General features: G+C 48.3%; 15 protein-coding genes. 4 read left to right on the top strand and 11 right to left on the bottom strand.

The features are described 5' to 3' along the window. Positions 1-29: 29 nt before the first annotated feature. From ACJJI7_RS03380 to ACJJI7_RS03365, 4 genes are all read right to left on the bottom strand, one after another. Positions 30-671, bottom strand: a complete 642-nt coding sequence (locus ACJJI7_RS03380) for an Lcl C-terminal domain-containing protein (protein WP_282952441.1) — start codon at positions 669-671, stop codon at positions 30-32. Further along, on the bottom strand, positions 668-2,269 hold the full coding sequence (locus ACJJI7_RS03375; protein WP_444900965.1) for an ethylbenzene dehydrogenase-related protein: 1,602 nt from the start codon (positions 2,267-2,269) through the stop codon (positions 668-670). The genes ACJJI7_RS03380 and ACJJI7_RS03375 overlap by 4 nt, the downstream gene beginning before the upstream one ends. 104 nt (positions 2,270-2,373) lie before the next feature. Next, entirely contained in the window at positions 2,374-2,976 is a 603-nt protein-coding gene (locus ACJJI7_RS03370; RefSeq protein WP_020414556.1) for a glutathione S-transferase family protein, read from the bottom strand. A gap of 82 nt (positions 2,977-3,058) precedes the next feature. Next, complete coding sequence (locus ACJJI7_RS03365) at positions 3,059-3,310, bottom strand: HP1242/YdcH family protein (RefSeq protein ID WP_020414557.1); 252 nt, start codon at positions 3,308-3,310, stop codon at positions 3,059-3,061. Positions 3,311-3,427: 117 nt separating this feature from the next. Between ACJJI7_RS03365 and ACJJI7_RS03360 the strand changes: the two genes are divergently transcribed. After that, the gene (locus ACJJI7_RS03360; RefSeq protein ID WP_020414558.1) at positions 3,428-3,658 is read left to right on the top strand and encodes a hypothetical protein; all 231 of its coding nucleotides are present in this window, start codon (positions 3,428-3,430) and stop codon (positions 3,656-3,658) included. Between the two features lie 81 nt (positions 3,659-3,739). Here the strand turns inward: ACJJI7_RS03360 and ACJJI7_RS03355 are convergent, their stop codons facing one another. The 5 genes from ACJJI7_RS03355 to ACJJI7_RS03335 form a co-directional block, all read right to left on the bottom strand. Then, on the bottom strand, positions 3,740-4,432 hold the full coding sequence (locus ACJJI7_RS03355) for a TetR/AcrR family transcriptional regulator (RefSeq protein WP_157533611.1): 693 nt from the start codon (positions 4,430-4,432) through the stop codon (positions 3,740-3,742). A 206-nt stretch (positions 4,433-4,638) separates the two neighbouring features. Next, complete coding sequence (locus ACJJI7_RS03350; protein WP_020414560.1) at positions 4,639-5,658, bottom strand: cytochrome d ubiquinol oxidase subunit II; 1,020 nt, start codon at positions 5,656-5,658, stop codon at positions 4,639-4,641. Next, positions 5,655-7,046 (bottom strand): cytochrome ubiquinol oxidase subunit I, encoded by a 1,392-nt coding sequence (locus ACJJI7_RS03345; RefSeq protein WP_020414561.1) that lies wholly within the window; start codon positions 7,044-7,046, stop codon positions 5,655-5,657. Before ACJJI7_RS03345 ends, ACJJI7_RS03350 begins: the two co-directional genes overlap by 4 nt. A 241-nt stretch (positions 7,047-7,287) precedes the next feature. Further along, the gene (locus ACJJI7_RS03340; RefSeq protein WP_020414562.1) at positions 7,288-7,845 is read right to left on the bottom strand and encodes a GbsR/MarR family transcriptional regulator; all 558 of its coding nucleotides are present in this window, start codon (positions 7,843-7,845) and stop codon (positions 7,288-7,290) included. Positions 7,846-8,028: 183 nt separating this feature from the next. Then, positions 8,029-8,973 (bottom strand): DUF1853 family protein, encoded by a 945-nt coding sequence (locus ACJJI7_RS03335; RefSeq protein WP_020414563.1) that lies wholly within the window; start codon positions 8,971-8,973, stop codon positions 8,029-8,031. A gap of 226 nt (positions 8,974-9,199) precedes the next feature. Here ACJJI7_RS03335 and ACJJI7_RS03330 point away from each other — a divergent pair, with 226 nt between their 5' ends. Then, entirely contained in the window at positions 9,200-10,111 is a 912-nt protein-coding gene (locus tag ACJJI7_RS03330) for a bile acid:sodium symporter family protein (RefSeq protein WP_026305232.1), read from the top strand. 50 nt (positions 10,112-10,161) lie between these two features. On the opposite strand, the gene ACJJI7_RS03325 is transcribed toward ACJJI7_RS03330, so the two are convergent. Continuing rightward, the gene (locus tag ACJJI7_RS03325) at positions 10,162-10,950 is read right to left on the bottom strand and encodes a Crp/Fnr family transcriptional regulator (RefSeq protein ID WP_211214950.1); all 789 of its coding nucleotides are present in this window, start codon (positions 10,948-10,950) and stop codon (positions 10,162-10,164) included. Here ACJJI7_RS03325 and ACJJI7_RS03320 point away from each other — a divergent pair. Then, positions 10,934-11,701 (top strand): class II aldolase/adducin family protein, encoded by a 768-nt coding sequence (locus tag ACJJI7_RS03320; RefSeq protein WP_020414566.1) that lies wholly within the window; start codon positions 10,934-10,936, stop codon positions 11,699-11,701. The genes ACJJI7_RS03325 and ACJJI7_RS03320 overlap by 17 nt on opposite strands. Positions 11,702-11,886: 185 nt before the next feature. Next, positions 11,887-12,834 (top strand): glycosyltransferase family 2 protein, encoded by a 948-nt coding sequence (locus tag ACJJI7_RS03315; protein ID WP_444900966.1) that lies wholly within the window; start codon positions 11,887-11,889, stop codon positions 12,832-12,834. A 36-nt stretch (positions 12,835-12,870) separates the two neighbouring features. Here ACJJI7_RS03315 and ACJJI7_RS03310 read toward each other — a convergent pair whose 3' ends face one another. Next, positions 12,871-15,234 (bottom strand): autotransporter family protein, encoded by a 2,364-nt coding sequence (locus tag ACJJI7_RS03310; protein WP_282952445.1) that lies wholly within the window; start codon positions 15,232-15,234, stop codon positions 12,871-12,873. Positions 15,235-15,308: the final 74 nt, after the last annotated feature.

Here is a 15,308-nt window from a genome sequence, read left to right as displayed (position 1 = left end):
GTGGATTGCATGGCAGCAACGCGCAGGCATTATTGAGGAGCTTTGTGACAGGCTGTTGAACGACTGGTTACCAAGCGGACGAATGCGGCATTACGATAGGGAATTGTGACCCTGTCCCCACCAATAAAATTCACAGCAGTACCGCCGACTGTTAAATAGCGGTAAATACCGCTCAGTTTCTGTTTATTTTCACTGGTCCAGTAATCGCCTCGCATGGTTTTTGGAAAGTACTCGGACTCAATTGTCGGGCTGCCCGGTTTATTGTCTTTGCTGATAATCGTATTGATCTCACTGAGAGTGGGCAGGCGCCAGTTGCCTGCTTGACACAGGCGCTCGCGATTAGTGTGCCGGATCAGGTCTTCAGTATCGCAGCGGTCCAGCTCAAAGTAGCAGTCGCCATTATTGGCAACGCCTTCGCTATCAATAAACCAGGAGTAGGTCCAGCGTCCATCGTGGATGTCCTCGTTGTCGGTTTTTACTTCCCATAAGAGACCACTACGCTTGTCACAGACGCAGGACCAGGGACCTTCCCAGGCGCCGAGTAACTCCCCCTGCATATTGACCTTGACCAAGTAATGTTCCGGTGGCTCAGGATTTTGTGGGGCACGGACTATTGCTGCCGCAACCAGTGTGAAAGGTAGAGCGAAGACCAGAAGTAGGCGAAGTATCATAAGGTTTTATCAAAGCTGAGTTGAATGGCGCGGCTGTGGCGAGTATGGGCAATTTGTGCACGGTCAAAGGCGGAGACCCACATGCAGATGCCGTCCACAATAGGAATATCTTGGGAAGAGCCGGTATCCAGTTTGCGCACCAATTCCAGGGACCAGTGGCCATCGCGCCAGATACCACGAGCGCGGACATCTGCACGGTCGCCCTCAAAGCGATTGGAGGTATACAGCACCGAGGGCATCAAGGTACCCAATGGGAATTGGTCGTGACTTGAAGAATAGGGTTGGTAATCGAACCAGGAAATAGTCCAATCCGGGCTTTGACTGTGGGGGAGAGAATACTGATAGGGAGCCAGCTGATCTGTTTTTGCAGGTAGGCGCTTGGGGGTGATTGTAGTGGGAGAATACCACTTCCAGTTCATTCTATAAGCACCGGACTCTTTGCTATCCTGCTGGTAACCTGCGGTATAGCGACGTGCACCGGGACGCACTTTATCCGGTTTGCCGATAAAGTTGTCATCAGCCAGGTGCATCTTATTGGTACGTACTGCCTTCCAGTGCCAGAGGTCATGCACCTGCTCGGAGGTACTGTAATGGTAGCCCTTGCCGTGCCAGTTTGCGGGTTTATCAGCCAGTGGGGATTGTCCCAAATGGGCGGTGCCAGCTGCGGCGAAAGAGCAGTTTTCAGAAAGGAGTATTGCGAATTTATCTTCGTAATGACGTTTTTCATCAAATATCTTATAGCCTGATTGCAAGATTTCCCAACCTTCTGTAGTTTTTTTCAAGGGCAGGTGGGCGAGGCTCTCATTGGGATCTTGCCAGGTGATATGAAAAAAAATTTCCTGACCATTTTGCAGGGCCTTTAACTGCACATCGGAGCGGCCTTTATAAAAATTGGCCCCACCATCAGTACGTAAGGTGAGTATTTGAGCCTGTTGCCATTGTGGTTCTGAGGCCATGCCATCGATGTTGATGATGGTATTTGGTGAAATCCCGGCGACTGCCAGGGGGTGATGGGAATATCCGTGAATTAAATACCAGCTTCCCACTAAAAGAAAGCCAAGGGAGAACGTGCCTAGAGATAGTGAAACTAAAGGAAGGTATTGTCTTTTGGGCAGTGATGGTTTGAGGATAAATGGAAGTGCACGCAAGCCAAATTGCATAAGGTAAACACCGCCGTGCATAAAAATATAAAAGACAAGTCCGATGGCGCTACAAAAGTGAATCGAGCGAAGCCAGGGGAGTGGGCCCAGGCCGTTAAACAGCATCCAACCGCTCAACAGTGAAGTTATAAGCAGGGAAACACCACCCCAGGTAACTAGTCTGTGATAATTGATAGGCTTGGGCGTCGATATTCCAGACAGGTTTCGAAAATAGGGGATGCGTGAGATCAAATATCCTGCAGCGGCCAGGGAAAGTAAAATTGCGGAGACAAAGTGAACAGTATGGACCTCTCCTTGGGGGAGAAGCTCTGCAATAGTAATAAGCGCAGGCTTATCCAGGGTTGCAATACGCAATCCACTGAAAAGGCTACAGGTTACCGCCACAATAGCGGCGCCGTGTAGAAGTATCCACGAAGGGCTCTTCGATCTATTTGACATGGCGGCGCCTCAAAAAGCGCTCAGGCTATCGATAGGATATGACAGTTTAGAGAAGAATTTATGAGACCAGGAATTGAAACCTGGCCTGAGGGTGGAAACTAAGGTTATTCGTGCAAGTGAGTGGCACGAAAGCTTTCACGAGCTTCAAGGTTTTCCGATAGGGCAGTTAACTGTGGTCGTCCATTGCGCCAATCGAAATCATCATGACGGAAGTCCAGATATGACAGGGCTGAGCCAAGGTTAATATGGATCAGGCTGAGCTGTTTGGGGAGCTTTGATACATTTGACTCAAGGAAGTCCAGTGCCCTGGTGATTGCGTCGTTAAAACGTTGCCACCAGAATTCTGAGTGCAATCCTTCGTGCTTACGCAGTTTTTCCATTTGTCGCTGCACCAGGGTTTCCATCAATCCTGAGGTCGTGCTGTAAAGTGTGCGCAGATCCCAGTCATTCTCCATGGCTTTACTCAGGTGGCCATCTCCAAGTTGTTTGTCCAGGTAGGCACAAATAACTTCGCTGTCCATAATGGCACTGCCATTGTCCAGATTCAGGCAGGGCACTTTGCCAAGGGGATTGCTGGAGATTAATTCCTGTTCATTTTGAAATGGATGGGAAAATTGCTCAGTGATAACAGACTGGAGTTTATGTTCATGAACGACAATACGGGCAGTTCGAGAAAAGGGAGAGGAATAAGTCAGGTAGAGTTGCATGGCGCCATCAACTTGTTCTGATTGCTTGTGATTTCAGTGTGCTGAATGGCGCCGGCAATGTCCAGACAATAGCCATCGCAAATTAATGATGGGTAATCATTCCTGTGATGCGGTTATAGAGATGCTGCTTAAGATAAGCACGCTGTTTTTTTAGGCTGGAGTAGTGGTCGTCATCAGTGCCTATCCCGCTGTCTTGAAGACCGCGAATTTGTTTATCAAGTTTTCGGTAGAGGTCGTTCTCCAGTTTGAATTGCAGGTCATCCCTTAGAAGTATCTTGATGGTTTCTGCATACTCTGGGAAGTCCGATTCCAGCTCGTGCGCGGCAATGGGCATATGAGAACCTCCACTTGATCCAGTAAGAGTTTCACTACGAATTCTAGTTCGGGTCCAGATGGTCACAAATGGGTCGATTGAATACTGCCCTTTTAGGGCGGAAATGGGCAATTTGTGATGACAGATATCGATGAAAAATCAAGAATAAGTAGTAATAAACGAGTGATTTTTAAAGAAGTTTCCGTGATTTATTTTACCTGGGAAGTTGATGATATTTTTCTTTTTCAAATAGGCCTTCGTTTTTGGAAAGCTAATGATTTAGGGGTTTTGGGTTGTGATGGTTATTTGTTTTTGAGTTTGTTGGAATTGAAGAATAGGATGTGGCGAATAAGTGATGGGCAAAAATAAACCCGGCAATTTTGTTGCCGGGTTTATTTTTTAAGCAAGAGTGGATTGAGAATCCTCTACTAAAAGAGGCCTGTACGCTGTTTAGGCCGAAGCCTCCAGCGGAGCGAAGCGCAGTTGGCGCCTCTGTAACAGTTCTCCCAGGTAAAGCTTCAAGTATGCGGCTGCCGCTCGCTTACCTTCAGCCGCGGACTCATCGGTTATTCTTCCGAAACGCGAGTAAGCCTGGGAGCAGAAAGAGTCATTGATATTGATCGCACACATAAAGCGGTCGCGCCAATCCTGCGATGGAGGCAGTTCAAACTCGCGAGACAGATTCTTTATCAAGGTGTCTGCCAAACGCCAGTTATTTTCCATTTGCAGTTGACGCAATGCCCAGCTGGATTGCGGTCCGTAGTGTACCTTCAGTGCAGAAATATTGTCTTCATAGTAGCTGCGTACCAGATCACACAGCTGATTGAGCATATCCTGCCAACTTTCCGCAGGTGAAAAGTCTGAATGGCCCAGCACTACGTCTCCGAAAGACTTGTAGTGCCGTTCTGCCAGGGCAGTAAGGCTGGCATCCACACTGGGAAAGAAATGGTAGACAGATGCTGCAGGAACCCCGGCTACCTGGCTCAGGTTTGCGAGGCTGATATCGGTTGAATCCTGCTCAGCGATTAAGGTTTCCAGCGCATCGAGAAGCTTCTCGTATTTCTCGCGGCCGTTCTTACGTTGTGGTTTGCGCGGACTAGCAGTGTCGCGCCGGCTGATAGCCCGTCGATCGATTTGGTTCAAATTCACCTCCCCCTTAGACAAGCGCAATCTGAAAGCGCCAGAAATGCGCTTTACTTCCTTGTAAAAAATTGTCTTCTGGAATTGATGATTATTATCGTACCAATTTCGGCGAGCAAGGGGATTTTGTTTGATTTGTGGGGTAGTTCCGCGCTACCAAATTTTATTTGAATAGATGTTGCTACCCCTTGAAAGTGGAAACTATTTCTTCAGTGATAGTGAAGCTCGGTTGCTTTGCCGCGAAATACCCGGTAAGAAAAAGCGGTATAGGCAAGAATGACTGGTATAACAATCAGCGCACCAACCAAAATGAACTTGAGTGATGCAGTGGCGCTGGCCGCCTGCCAAATATTCAGCTGTCCCGGCACGATATCGGGAAAGAAACTGAAAGCTAAGCCGATAAAGCACATCAAGAAGATGATCACCACCATAGTGAAGGGAAGAGCGCTATGTCTGTCATTACTCTTCGGCATTCTTGCCAGCAGGACATCATTAAAGATAAAGGCCAGGAAGCAAAGGGTGGGGATCAGCAGCACAAACATTACCAGCGGATAGGTAAACCAGCGATCAAAGACGGTTGGATTGACCAAGGGGTTGATTACCGATACCGAGAGAACACCGAGCAGGGTTGCGCGACCGGCCCTGCGTGCCCAACGCACCGAGCGCGCCTGTAGCTCATTTTCGGTTTTTAACACCAGCCAGGCCGAGCCCATATAGCTGTATGCGGCGGTAACACCCAATGCACTGACGGCAGAGAACAGTTGTGCCTGCCAGCCGGGTGTAAAACCCATGACATACTGCCCCAGCATGTAGCCCTGGGAGAGACTGGTGGTGAGGGAGCCCGCTTTGAAAGTTCGGTCCCAGGCGAGTTTGTGTCCTACGGCGGCCTTGGCACGGAAGTCGAATGCCACACCTCGCATGATTAGCCCGACCAACATAATTGCCGCGGGAATATAAAGGTGCATCAATACCAGGTTATGGGCGATTGGAAAGGCGATCAGCAGCAGGCCGACAGCCAGTACCAGCCAGGTTTCATTGGCATCCCAGAAGGGGCCAATTGAGGCGATCATAGTGTCTCGCTGAGGCTCATCCTCTTCGCCCATAGGAAGTAGGATACCGACTCCCAGGTCGTAGCCGTCGAGAATAGCGTACACGAGTACTGCGAGCCCCATCAGGCCAATGAAAATTACGGGCAGCCAATAGGCAGCGGAAGTTGCCCCCTCACTCATTGTGAATCCCCCTTTGTCGACTTCTGGGTTGAATGAGGCAGGTTGGTCAGGCTGCCTCCTGCGAGCGGTTCTTGTGTCTCAAACTCCTCCACTTTGACTGACTTCAAGGCCATTACTTTCAGGGTGTGTATATAGGCGTATAAAAGGATCACGTAGACAATCAGGTAAAGAGTTAACGAGAAGCCGACATGAGAGGGAGGTAGCTGGGTGACTGCGTCAGCGGTTTTTAATACACCTGTAACAAGCCAGGGTTGGCGACCGATCTCTGTTACATACCAGCCGGCAAGTGTCGCTACCCAGCCGGCAAAGGTCATTCCCACCAGGGTTTTCAGTGCCCAACGAGGAAGTTCTTTTCGCCGCCATAACAGGTAGCAGCCGCCCCAGGCCACGGCGAGCATCAACAGGCCTACACCCACCATAATGCGAAAGGCGAAAAATACCGGCGCTACTGGGGGGTGGTCTCCTGGGAATTCATTAATACCTCGTACTTCGCCATCCAGCTCGTGGGTTAGGATCAGGCTGGCCATTTTGGGGATGGCAATCTCGAAGTGATTGGTTTTCTCCTCGCCATCAGGAATTGCGAATAGCAGTAAGGGCGCACCTCTCTCCGTTTCCCATACACCTTCCATAGCTGCCACTTTTTGCGGCTGGTGCTCAAAGGTATTGAGACCATGTAAATCCCCCACAAAAATCTGGATAGGAATGAGAACTGCCGCCAGCACCAGACCGGTTTTCAATGCCAGGCGCGGGGCGCGTTTGGGGTCGCCTTTCAGAATGCGATAGGCAGAGATTCCAGCGACAAAGAAGGCTGCCGTTAATCCCGAAGCCAGCAGCATATGTGTCAGGCGGTAGGGAAAAGAGGCATTGAAAATAATTGCGAGCCAGCTTTCTGGGTAAGCGACACCGTCGCGCATTTCAAAGCCAGAAGGGGTCTGCATCCAGGAGTTAAGAGCGATAATCCAGAAGGCGGAGAGTGTTGTGCCTATGGCTACAACAAATGCCGAGAAGGTGTGAACTTTGCTGGGAACGCGGTTTATGCCAAACAGCATAATACCGAGGAATGTGGCCTCGAGGAAAAAAGCAGTGAGTACTTCATAACCCAGTAATGGCCCTGCGATATTACCGACTTGAGCCATAAAGCCTGGCCAGTTGGTGCCAAACTGGAATGACATGGTAATACCGCTGACAACCCCAAGGGCAAATGTCAGGGCAAAGATCTTCACCCAAAATCGATATGCGCGCATCCAAACAGGATTATTCGTCTGGTCATAGCGGAGCTTGAAAAAGACGATAATCCAGGCGAGAGCGATAGTGATAGTGGGAAATAAAATATGAAAACTGATGTTGGCGGCAAACTGTATTCTGGAGAGGATCAGAGTATCTAGCATGGGTGCCTCTGCTGGTCGGAACTATTTTTAACCAGATAACCGGGTACTCTTCCTGAGTAACCCGGGGGTGCCCGAAAAAACACCAATGCAGAAGTATGGACCTGCCAGTAATTTTTTGAGCGGTTACCGACGCTGGGTCGGCGGCGGTATATCCTTATACCGCTTTTTCTGTAGCCCGCTGGATTTCTCAATCCCCGGGCTGACTACTTCTATGTATTTCTTTTATTGCCGTGGCGTACTTTTAGTCGGAGCTTGACGTTCCCCCTGTAAGTCTGCTTTTGAGTTCCAGCAGCTTGACGATGCCTGAGCCAAGCTTCATCAATTTAAGCAGGTCATCATGCTCCAGTTTGCTCAGTGTATTGGCAAACTCCTCCAGTAACTCCAATAGGCTGTAGACCTCCTGGATCTTTTCCTGGGCCTGGGCTTCCTGCTCATCCTGGGGCTCATTGAGCAACAGCTGGCGCAGTAGGCTCAGGGTTGGGTCTAGTTCCCGTTTTCGGCGCTCTTCAAAGACTGTGCGTGCCAGGTCCCAGATTGAACCGGCTGCGGTGAAGTAATCCTTGCGATCTCCCGGCTGGTGGTGCAGTTCGATCAATCGCCAGGCCTGTAACTCCTTAAGCCCCATACTCACATTGCCACGGCTGATTTTGAGAGCCTGGGCAAGTTGCTCTGCATTGAGGGGCGATGGGTGGATAGTGAGCAACGCAAACATCTGACCGACAGTACGATTAAAGCCCCACCGGCTGCCCATCTCGCCGAAATGCAGTACGAACGCCTGGGCTTGACTGGAAAGTTTCATGGAATTCTTAAGTTTCAGAAATTTCTGAAAATTGTAAATATAAATTGATCTATGTCAATAAGTAATCGGAAATTGTTTGCCTTAGGCGAGCTACAGGGAAGGAAAGGAGACAACTTTAGGAGGGATATTTCGGATAGAGGCTGTTTGGGCTGCTCGCTGAGTACACCACACTCACCTCTGTTTTCAGTGGCCAGTCAGGCTTGCCAGTGCCTCTGGATACCAGTGTTTTGGAACAATGAATCCGCGGCAGACTTCCCCGCTTTTATCCTTTGCCGCAACACATAGAGGACGGTCAACAGGGGCTTTGTCCAAAGCCTTCGGAAGCTCATCAGAGTGACTTTCGCTAGTGAGGTCCGGTTGCAATGGAGCCAGCCAGGTAGGTTTAGGTAAATAAAACCAGCGTAAAGATTGATATTGAGGGAAAGTGCTTAAGTAGAGGTTGAAGCTATCCGGGTCGGCCCACCAGAATTGCATTTGTCGTTTTGATAGCTTCCCTCTGGCTTTAGCAGGGCCCTCCAATGCGTAAAACAAACGTCCGGGTATCAAGGCCCACTGCTGTTCAATTTTTAAATTTAGATCTTGCAGAAGGTGCACTACCTCAGGGCACCGGATTAATGGCAGCTGGTGCTCCGCCATACGCCTCAGCTTGATGTCCAGACGATCCCTGAGCCCAGGGCCAATCCAAAAATGGCCAGGTAGCTGCAGGTAAAATTTCACTGCAACCTCCCAGTGTTCGCAAGTATCACTGGGGAGGTGCCGTACCACAAAGTCCAGTTCACCCAATGTTTTACCAGCGATACGCAGAGGTAAGTTGTGGTGCAGCAGTTGGTAGTCGGGGTGATGTTCAAAGACAAAGGCCCACAGCCTCTCAAAGTACACACCCAATCGGGATGTGGGTTTGCGCTCGCTATAGTGCTGCAGGAATGCCTCGAGTTGCGGTGAAAGTTTCTTGTTGACTTGTGACTGAGCGAAATACTCCAGTAGCCTTTTTCGTCTTTTCTCCGGCAACCATGGCAATGTTGTGGGTAAAAAACTTGATTCAAGTGAGCCAGTAATACCCGGACTCCCCACAGCCCATAGTAAATTGGACCAGTGATCCACTGGTGCACTAGGGAAAATCTGTGACATAAAAAGTGTGACTGCCCTGAAATCAATGCTGGGCAGTGTACCAGAGGCGGCACTCTTCGGTGGACTGTGCTAGGGTTCAATATCGCACAGCGAAACAATAAAAATACGAAATAAAATCTGGTAACTCGAAATAGTGGTTTTACATAGGTGTTTCATGCGTGTCGCTCTATCAAGTGGCCACCTACTAACCGGGTTACCAAAATAATAACAATCTCAGGAGGCTAGTGTGGAATCAGGACCCATGATCTCAATCGGTCTGCCGATTGCGCTGTTTATTATTATGGTCGGAATAGGGATGACCCTGACGGCCAAGGATTTCCATCAGGTAACTGTGAAACCCGCTGGTTTGGTGGTGGGTACTATCACCCAGATTCTCCTGATGCCGATTGTTGCTTTCGCATTGTGCTGGCTTCTTAGCCTGCCCCCTGCGATTGCCGTAGGTCTCGTTATTATCGCGGCATGTCCGGGAGGCACTACCTCAAATCTTTTCACCCTGCTCGCCCGTGGCAATGTAGCCCTGTCTATTGTTCTTACTGTGTCTGCAAGCCTGATCACTATCCTCAGCCTGCCATTTTTCACCAACTATGCACTGCGAACCTACTTCGGTGCTGAACAGGAAATAGTGCTGCCGTTTGCGAAAACTGTCGTGATGTTATCAGTCATCGTATTGCTGCCGGTAGTTATCGGGATGTTGGTGCGAGCCTGGAATCCTCACTTGGCCAGCCGTGCAGAGGGTATTGTCAGCATCTTTGGCGCGTTGGTGTTGCTGATTCTTGTGGTAGGGCTTGTGTGGGGCATGCGCGATCGTATTGATGAGCTGGCGACCCAGGCCGGGCCTTCAGTAGTCCTGTTAAATATTCTGGGTGTTTTGTTGGGTTTAATGGCCAGCCGGCTTTGTGGCTTGCCTAGCCGTGAGGGCTTGGCGGTAGCTACTGAATTAGGTATTAAAAATGGCACTATTGGCCTGATGGTAACCTTGACTCTTCTACACTCCAGTGAAATGTCGGTGCCCTCTGCGGTCTATGGCGTCCTGATGTTCCCATCGGGCATGTTGCTGGCTCTTTATGGCCGCAAGAAAGCCCGGGAGATGGAAGGGGCAGGAGATAAACAGGCTGAAGAAATTGGAGAGGCTGGGTAGAAACTCTGTCAGTCATAGCCTGGCCAACCAATGTTTGCTCGGGCTGTGATTTAATCAAGTTCTTCAATATAGGCATGAAGACGGCTTAAGTCTGGTACTTTGATGTGACCGTAAGAGGACTCGATCAGCCCTTTAGACTCAATATTTTTTAGTACGCGATGAACTCCCTGCCGGGTCATGCCCATGGTGTTGGCAAGTAGTTCACGGGTGAGTCGAAAGCTCACTGCGCCACTAATATCCTTACCGTGATGCATCTGTGCCATAAAGAACAGGCGCCGTGCAACTCTTGCTTCGGTACCCCGCAGGACGTCGTCCTGGATAATCGACATTACTGCCCACAAGCGGAGGCTTACTTGTTCCAATACTATTGGATAAGCCTCTGGATGGCGGCGCATCAAGTTGCGTAATTGTTCGCCTTGAATATCCACAATAGTGCAGTCACTGTGAGCGTTGGCGCCAAATACTCGGGGAGTACCAGGGCAAAATACCGTATCGCCAAACCAGGCTCCGGAATCCAGTATGGCAAGTGTGGCTTCGCGCCCTGAAATATTACTCGAGCAAATACGTACCTGCCCCTCGGCAATAATTGACAGGCGTTCCAGTAAAGAGGCAGGTGGATAAATCATATCCCCAGTGCCGAAGCGCCGTACTTGTGCTCCTTGCGCAAGCTGCTCCATGGCCTCAATTGGCAATCCGGAGAGCAGAGGACAGGCATCTAAAATGGCCGCAATAGTATTCATTCGCCAAGTGTAAACAAATTGACAGTCTTTGCGGTAAGGCTCATCCAGAATCGAGGCTCGAATAAGAAAACAGGAGAGCATCATGCAACTGGAAATCATGCCTTCACTAAAGGGAAAGGTCAGTGAGGAAGAGTGGCAATTACGTGTCGACTTGGCTGCAGCCTACCGGCTAATCGCTCATTACGGCTGGGATGATACGATTTTCACTCATCTTTCCGTGCGTATTCCGGGCCCCGAATCTCACTTTCTGATTAACCCGTTTGGAGTATTTTTCGAGGAAATTACCGCTTCCAGTCTGGTCAAAATCGACTTGGGTGGGGAAAAGGTTGACGACAGCGGTGCGATGGTGAACCCCGCGGGATTCACTATCCACAGTGCCATTCACGAGGCTCGAGAGGATGCTCACTGTGTTATGCATACCCATACTACTGCGGGTGTGGCAGTTTCAGCACATGCCGAAGGGCTGTTGCCGATTTCCCAGCAATCCCTTTTTCCCCTATCGAGCATTGCCTACCATGATTATGAAGGCATTGCCGTGCGTGAAGATGAGAAAGCGCGGTTGGTCTCTGACCTGGGTATGGCGAACTACATGATCCTACGTAATCATGGCCTGTTAACCTGCGCCTCCACCATTGCAGATACCTTCCTCGCCATGTTTATCCTGCAGCGTGCCTGTGAAATACAAATTGCTGCGCTCGCCGGTAATCCTCCTTTGACCCCAGTTCCCCAGGAAATTGTGGATAAGATCGTTAGTGAGGGAGACATGGTTACAGGTAGCCAGGGAGGCTTGCTGGCGTGGCCGGGACTTCTGCGCAAACTGGACAGGGTAAATCCTGGCTATTGTGAATAAGTTGACTAAATATGGCCGCGAATCAGTGAGTTATTCTATTTAAGGTGCGTATCAACAGTTCTTTTATCTATGTTAATGGACCATAGTTCCAAATTTGATACTGTTGAGCATTTTTCATGTACACCTTGATGTATATTATTTTTTATAAGAGGTAACCAGAAGAGTGACATATTTTGGTTACCTTGATGGTCAAAAAAAATATTTTTCGGTTACATGACATGCTTCAATACTTTTTGAAAAAAAGGCTCAGAAGCCACGATTTAAATAACAACTTAAAGTTGGAGTCTCTGGTTCGCAGTCATCTGTTGAGCCAGCAAACTCTAACCAGTGTTGAAGAGGGGGTAGGAAATAATAAGCCAGATAAAATCGTTGTTTCGTTGACATCCTTCGGTCGACGTATCCATGATGTTTATTTATGTGTGGAAAGTTTATTCCAACAATCCCTCAAGGCTGACGCTATAGCTCTGTGGTTGTCCAGAGAAAATTTTCCCGATGAAAAAGTGCCGGAGATGTTGCTGAAGCAGCAGCAGAGAGGTCTTCAGATCTTTTTTGTTGATGGTGATCTTGGCTCTTATAAAAAATACTTTTACGCATTTAATCAGTTCCCGGATAGTTTAATAATTACTGTAGATGACGATGTCTTATACCCACCGGACATGGTTGATATGCTGTACCAGGCTTATTTACGGGAACCCTCATATATCCATTGTCATCGTGCCCATCAAATCACCCTTGATAAGACTGGAAACCTACTTCCCTATGAGAAATGGCGATTAAAGAGGGAAAGCTGGTGTGGCTTCTCCAATACCAAACCTTCCCATATGGTATTCCCAACCGGGGTTGGAGGAGTACTTTATCACCCTCATGCTTTGCATAAAGATGCGTTTGATAGTGAGAAATTCCTCAAAATTTGCCCTGATGCGGATGATATTTGGCTAAAGGCGATGAGTATCAGGCAGGGAACTAAGGCAGTCCGTGTGTCGGATCACCGTCACTGGCGGGATCGGTTTTTAACAATACCAGGTGCCCAAGGATCTGGCTTAAAAAATACAAACCTGAAAAGGAAATCTGGCAATGATTGCAAGTTAAAGAAGGTATTTTCTGAATATCAATTGCTAGATAAGCTGCAATAAAAAGCGCTAATAATGAGCCGCTATAATTGGTACTTGCTACCATTTATAGCGGAAACCTAGTTCCAGGCCACCAACAAAGCTATCCCCAAGATTTTCCAGGCTACTTGAATAAAATATTTCTGAGTATATTGAGCAATGATCTCCACACTCTTCATAACTGGCGCCCATACGAAGCTCACCAAACCAGTTGTCCGGTTCCTGATATAGGCGGGTTCCTGAAACAAGCAAATCTGTTTCCTGGTCGAGATTAAAAATCAAGCTTGGTGTCATATAGAAGCTAAAGCGCTCCAAAGGTAGCGAACCATACATTTTCCGGCTTGATTTGCGCTGGCTTTTTCTTTTCTCGAATGCGGTACCCAGGCGCAATAAAAGACCATTGTTATTGATATCACTCACGAGAACTTCGTAAGTATCCTCGATATCCTCTGCTTCCTCAGAGGTATAAATTAGTTGGGCCAAAGGAGTAATGGAATAGTAATCGTATAATTTGAAGCTCCATCCGCCCTCTATGGATATGGCATAACCGTAGGCTTCGCCACTGTTATGCAGAGTACGTAGATCGTAGGCATCAAAATCGAAGTCAAACCAGTCCAGTTTTAATTGCGTATCCAGATATAAGCCCTGGTAGCTGTACCAGGTTAAGTATGCGCTGACACCATAATTTCTGACATCAATGTCACCATCGCCAAAGAATGAATCCACATCATTTTTAGCATTGCCATAATGCAAGGTCATACTTGCAACTGGCGAACTGCCCAGGACTGAAACATTCAGGGGTAAATCCGCTCCCAGTTGCAATTGAAAATAATTTTGATCCCAGCTGGCCCAGGTGGTGGATTGGCTTGGTGAGGCGCTAATATAACGTGCACTACTACGTATCCACAGGCCTTTGCTATCGATAGCAGTTTCTTCTGAACTACTGTAATCAGTATTAAGAAGATCTTTATAACTGCTACCCACCCAAAAGCGGTTTCCTACACGACTGCGTAAGGGGGTGGGAAGGTTCAGGGAGCGAAGTATCTGTGGTAGGGATTCATATAATACCGCAGTGGGTTGCCAGCGAGTCATTCCACCTTGTGGAAATTTGTTTGAGTCATTTACTACAGAGCGCAGGTACCAGTCACCATCATTGTTACCTGAAACTCCGTTGTGATGAAGGGTATAAGCATAAGCTCCGCCAATAGCTGCTTGCTGGTCATCCTTGGTGACATAATCACCATTTAACACAAAAGCATTGTCCGTAGATGATTCTGATACCGAAATTAGTTTAATGCCGTTACCTTCGGTGCGGGCTCCTTGTCCATCAAGGTTAAAAACTGTAACTGCTGTAGTGCCGCTGGCTTCGCCTTCAATAAACAGGTGGTCACTTCCCGCATTATCACCTTCAAGGATTACATCCATCCATAGGCGGCCATTGCCGCCAATATATTGGCCATAGTTACCATTACTATCTTTTTTTACTGTTAGTTTATTGAATTTTTGATTAACCAGATCGATAGTTCCATCATTGGCAACATTGCCAGTCACAGTATATTCGTCAGTATCAAAAAAAGCTTGCCCTCCCCACTTGACGTGCAATCCCAGAGGGTTGCCATTGCTATCCTGGCCTCCGCCGACGTTGAGGCTGCCGGAAAAAATCATTTTAGAACTACCCCAGATAACAACCCTCTCCCAATTATCTAACTGGGTTCCATCTACGCGATAATCCAGCTTGAAAATCAGAGTATCAATATCACCATCTTCAGCGCTGAGATCATCACCACCATTAAGTATGGCGTCGCCCTCGAAGGAGTAGGAATCTATAACCAGAGTGTCTGAGCCATTGCCACCTCGAATTTCATTACTGAGCCCCTCATCCCAGTGGATATAGTCGTCCCCTTCGCCGGCATCCAGGTAATTAAAAATAAAACCACCATCCAAGGTGATTTTGTCATTTCCATCGCCACCCCAAACATGGAAAGACAACCCGTCCAGAATTTGAATATCATCATCGCCGGCACCGCCGTGAATACCTCCACCGCCAAGATAAGTGCCAACATCACTACTGCGTTCGTTCAAGACAATAGTATCTTCGCCATCGCCACCATCAACCAGGTTGGTCACTATGGCCCCAAGAATATGGATTTCATCGTCACCGGATCCCCCATAGGCATTATTGAGGTTGCCGCCATTTAGATTTAGGGTGTCATTGCCTCCCAAGGCATTAACGTCTGCGTCTTCAGCATCGTTATCTTCATCACAGGTAATTTGATCTGGGCCATCTGAACCGGTATTTCCCGGAGTGCACTCCGCTACAGCAGGATGGATCGATAATAAAGGTAAGAATAATAAGAGGTATGAAATAAGGTATCGAGGTTTAAAGATAATGAGCAGCTGGTTTAATTTATGTTTGATGACCACAATGACTCCGATAAATAATATACGGGGAGCAGACAGCTATTGACTCATGTAGGCTGACTGCTGTGATCCACTGG

The sequence above is a fragment of the Microbulbifer variabilis genome, assembly GCF_056232115.1.
Note: the sequence above shows the minus strand (reverse complement) of the source record. Positions and strands in the feature narration are given on the sequence as shown.

What these genes read in the sequence shown, in the direction of transcription:
- ACJJI7_RS03380 (WP_282952441.1), bottom strand. Translation starts at nt 671, where the DNA reads ATGATACTTCGCCTACTTCTGGTCTTCGCTCTACCTTTCACACTGGTT.
- ACJJI7_RS03375 (WP_444900965.1), bottom strand. Translation starts at nt 2,269, where the DNA reads ATGTCAAATAGATCGAAGAGCCCTTCGTGGATACTTCTACACGGCGCC.
- ACJJI7_RS03370 (WP_020414556.1), bottom strand. Translation starts at nt 2,976, where the DNA reads ATGCAACTCTACCTGACTTATTCCTCTCCCTTTTCTCGAACTGCCCGT.
- ACJJI7_RS03365 (WP_020414557.1), bottom strand. Translation starts at nt 3,310, where the DNA reads ATGCCCATTGCCGCGCACGAGCTGGAATCGGACTTCCCAGAGTATGCA.
- ACJJI7_RS03360 (WP_020414558.1), top strand. Translation starts at nt 3,428, where the DNA reads ATGACAGATATCGATGAAAAATCAAGAATAAGTAGTAATAAACGAGTG.
- ACJJI7_RS03350 (WP_020414560.1), bottom strand. Translation starts at nt 5,658, where the DNA reads ATGAGTGAGGGGGCAACTTCCGCTGCCTATTGGCTGCCCGTAATTTTC.
- ACJJI7_RS03345 (WP_020414561.1), bottom strand. Translation starts at nt 7,046, where the DNA reads ATGCTAGATACTCTGATCCTCTCCAGAATACAGTTTGCCGCCAACATC.
- ACJJI7_RS03340 (WP_020414562.1), bottom strand. Translation starts at nt 7,845, where the DNA reads ATGAAACTTTCCAGTCAAGCCCAGGCGTTCGTACTGCATTTCGGCGAG.
- ACJJI7_RS03335 (WP_020414563.1), bottom strand. Translation starts at nt 8,973, where the DNA reads ATGTCACAGATTTTCCCTAGTGCACCAGTGGATCACTGGTCCAATTTA.
- ACJJI7_RS03320 (WP_020414566.1), top strand. Translation starts at nt 10,934, where the DNA reads ATGCAACTGGAAATCATGCCTTCACTAAAGGGAAAGGTCAGTGAGGAA.
- ACJJI7_RS03325 (WP_211214950.1), bottom strand. Translation starts at nt 10,950, where the DNA reads ATGATTTCCAGTTGCATGATGCTCTCCTGTTTTCTTATTCGAGCCTCG.
- ACJJI7_RS03315 (WP_444900966.1), top strand. Translation starts at nt 11,887, where the DNA reads ATGGTCAAAAAAAATATTTTTCGGTTACATGACATGCTTCAATACTTT.